Source organism: Megamonas sp. (genome assembly GCF_986095205.1).
This window is the reverse complement of sequence record NZ_CFQVBI010000043.1, coordinates 1-2,997: the sequence shown is the minus strand read 5'-3', so window position 1 is coordinate 2,997 and position 2,997 is coordinate 1. Positions and strand designations below refer to the sequence as shown.

Genomic DNA, 2,997 nt, shown 5'->3' with positions numbered 1-2,997 from the left:
TATAGTAAGACCTGCTATTTTAGTAGGCAAGTATCGTTTGTATCCAAGAATCCCCTGCCTTTAGGCATGGGGAGTATGTCAATTATCTAAAAGAAAAATCTTATCTTGAGGTAATTTTACATATATAGTATCGCCAATTCTTTTATTATTTTGCCAACACTCTTTGCCAACTTCTAAACGAATGGCTTGTTTCGCATTTTCTTTTCTCAACATTATAACTATGCTAAAAATATTTTCTACTAATTCATCAATGATAAATTCTTCTACATTTATATCTTTTTTTCTTTCTTTATCATCAACTATCATTAACTCATGGGCTCTAATGCCTATGTATCTATCTTTATCACTTATTTCACTAGTAACTGTTAAATCTATATTCCAATCAATAGCTCTACATAAATACTTATCTACTTTCTCTATGCGTGAATGATTTTTACAACCACTCAATTTAGAAGCAGCTATTGAATTTGGTTTTTCAAATAAATCTTTTTTAGTGCTAAAAGACACAGTTTTTCCTTGTGATAATACCATAATTTCATCACAAAAACGATAAATTTCATCTCTATTATGGGAAACGAATAATACATTTTTACCATAAAGCTTTAAAACTTTTGCTAATTCTAATTCAACTTGCCATTTTAAAAAATCATCTAAAGCCGAAAAAGGTTCATCTAACATTAATATATCAGGCTGTGAAGCAAAAATTCTAGCTAATGCTACTCTTTGTTGTTGCCCTCCTGATAAATTTTTAGGATAAGCCTTTTTTAAATTTTCTAAATGAAAAATTTTTAAATACTTAGCTATAATTTCATTTTTTTCTTCTTTAATTTTTATACCTACAGCAATATTTTCTTCAACATTCATATGAGGAAACAACGCATAATTTTGAAATAAATAGCCTATATTTCGCTTTTGTGGTGATAAATTAATCTTTTTTTCACTATCAAACAAAACTCTACCATTGAGAATTATCTTTCCTTCATCTGGTGTTTCTATCCCTGCAATACATTTCAAAGTCATGCTCTTACCACAACCTGATGCACCTAATACACCTAAAATTCCTTTTTCAGTGTAAAAATTCACATCTAAACTAAAATCAGGATAATATTTCTTTATTGCCACTTCTAAAACCATTTACTTCACCTCAACTATTGACTTTTTGTTGCTGTTTTAACCAATAATTCATCAATACCATTACCATTAATGATACAACAATTATTATCCCTGCCCAAACAAAAGCCGTTTCTTGGTCATTTGCTTGCACTGCTGAATAAATAGCTGTAGACATTGTCTGCGTTTTTCCTGGAATATTACCAGCGAGCATAATTGTCGCTCCAAATTCACCTAAAGCCCTAGCAAAAGATAAAATTGCACCTGCTAATATACCAGATTTTGCCAAAGGTAATATAATCTTCCAAAAGATTTTTTCTTCACTCATACCTAAAGTTCTCGCTGCAAAAATCAAATCTTTATCTATCTGCTCAAAAGCTCCACGCGTCGTTCTATACATCAATGGGAAAGAAACTACAACTGCTGTAATTACAGTAGCTGGCCAGGAAAAAATTATATTAATATCAAATACAGCTAAAAATTGCCCAATAAAACTATTTTTTCCTAAAAATAACAATAAGAAAAAACCCACTACAGTAGGAGGCAAAACTAAAGGTAAAGTGATGATGCCATCTATAAATCCTTGATATTTTTTTAATTTGCAAATAAATCTAGCTGCATATATACCTAAAATAAAAGTAATTATTGTAGCAAGTCCCGCTGTTTTTAAGGAAATATATAATGGAGAAAAATCCATATTTTCACCTCAAATGAAAATAGCGACAAGCTAAAGCATTAATCTGCTTTAATTTGTCGCTATATATTTTATTATTTTACGTTAAATCCATATTTTGCTAAAATATTTTTTTGTGCATCTTGAGATAAATATGCAATAAAATCTTTTGCTACATCTGGATTTTTAGAGGAGTTTACCATCGCTATTGGATAAACTACAGGTTTATGAGTATTTTCTGGTGCTTCCATCAATACTTTAACTTTATCAGAAATAGCTGCATCTGTAGCATAAACTATACCGCAATCTACTTCGCCTGTTTCTACCCAACCGAGAACTTGACGTACATCAGAAGCATATACTGCCTTCTGTTTCATAGCGTCTAGTATCTTTAAATTAGAGAAGATTTCTTCTGAATATTGTCCAACTGGTACAGCTTTTGGTTCACCTAAAGCTATTTTATTGACTTTATCTGTAGCCACATCAGCAAAATCATTTAAAGATAATTCACTGTCTTTTGGCACAATTAAAACCACTTTATTTTCCAATAAATCTTTACGCGTGGACTTATCAATTAATCCTTTCTCATCTAGGGCATTCATCTGTTTTTGTGCTGCTGAAATAAATACATCAGCAGGAGCCCCTTGTTCTATCTGTGTTTGTAAGGCACCAGAACTTCCAAAGTTATATGTTAATTTCACATTTGGATGTTCTTTTTCATAATTTGCACCAATTTCTCTTATAGCATCTGTCATGCTAGCAGCTGCTACAATATAAATTTCTTGTTGCTTTTCTGTTTTCTGAGAACTATTATCTTGAGAAGTATTTCCACAACCAGCAAATACAACAGTTAATAAACAAAACATCACTAATATAACTATATTTTTGCCATTGCTTTTCATTTTAAAATCCTTTTTCTAATTAAAAACAATAATTACAAATTATTCCCTCTTAGAAATTAATAACTGTAAGAGCTACTAAACAAACAGAAGCGATTGTTACCATAATGCTATTCACTGATGTCTTCCTCCTTATCCTATTATCCATATATGAAAATATATTTATTTTTACACAAACAAAAAAGACAGGTTATCCTGTCTTTATCTAATGCCCGAAGGCTTATTATTTAATATGGTGGAGATGAGGAGATTCGAACTCCTGACCCCCTGCTTGCAAGGCAGGTGCTCTCCCAACTGAGCTACACCCCCATATAT

General features: G+C 31.1%; 3 protein-coding genes and 1 tRNA gene. All 4 read right to left on the bottom strand.

The genetic code is table 11. From position 1 onward, the window contains the following. Nucleotides 1-78: 78 nt before the first annotated feature. The 4 genes from AC5LAX_RS06135 to AC5LAX_RS06120 all read right to left on the bottom strand — a co-directional run bounded on the left by AC5LAX_RS06135 (nt 79) and on the right by AC5LAX_RS06120 (nt 2,991). The gene (locus tag AC5LAX_RS06135) at nt 79-1,134 is read right to left on the bottom strand and encodes a sulfate/molybdate ABC transporter ATP-binding protein (protein WP_288909004.1); all 1,056 of its coding nucleotides are present in this window, start codon (nt 1,132-1,134) and stop codon (nt 79-81) included. Nucleotides 1,135-1,144: 10 nt separating this feature from the next. Continuing rightward, nucleotides 1,145-1,807 (bottom strand): molybdate ABC transporter permease subunit, encoded by a 663-nt coding sequence (gene modB, locus AC5LAX_RS06130; RefSeq protein ID WP_008539799.1) that lies wholly within the window; start codon nt 1,805-1,807, stop codon nt 1,145-1,147. Nucleotides 1,808-1,878: 71 nt separating this feature from the next. Then, entirely contained in the window at nt 1,879-2,685 is an 807-nt protein-coding gene (gene modA / locus AC5LAX_RS06125; RefSeq protein ID WP_288909003.1) for a molybdate ABC transporter substrate-binding protein, read from the bottom strand. 230 nt (nt 2,686-2,915) lie between these two features. Further along, nucleotides 2,916-2,991: transfer RNA gene (locus AC5LAX_RS06120), tRNA-Ala, on the bottom strand. Between the last annotated feature and the right edge of the window lie 6 nt (nt 2,992-2,997).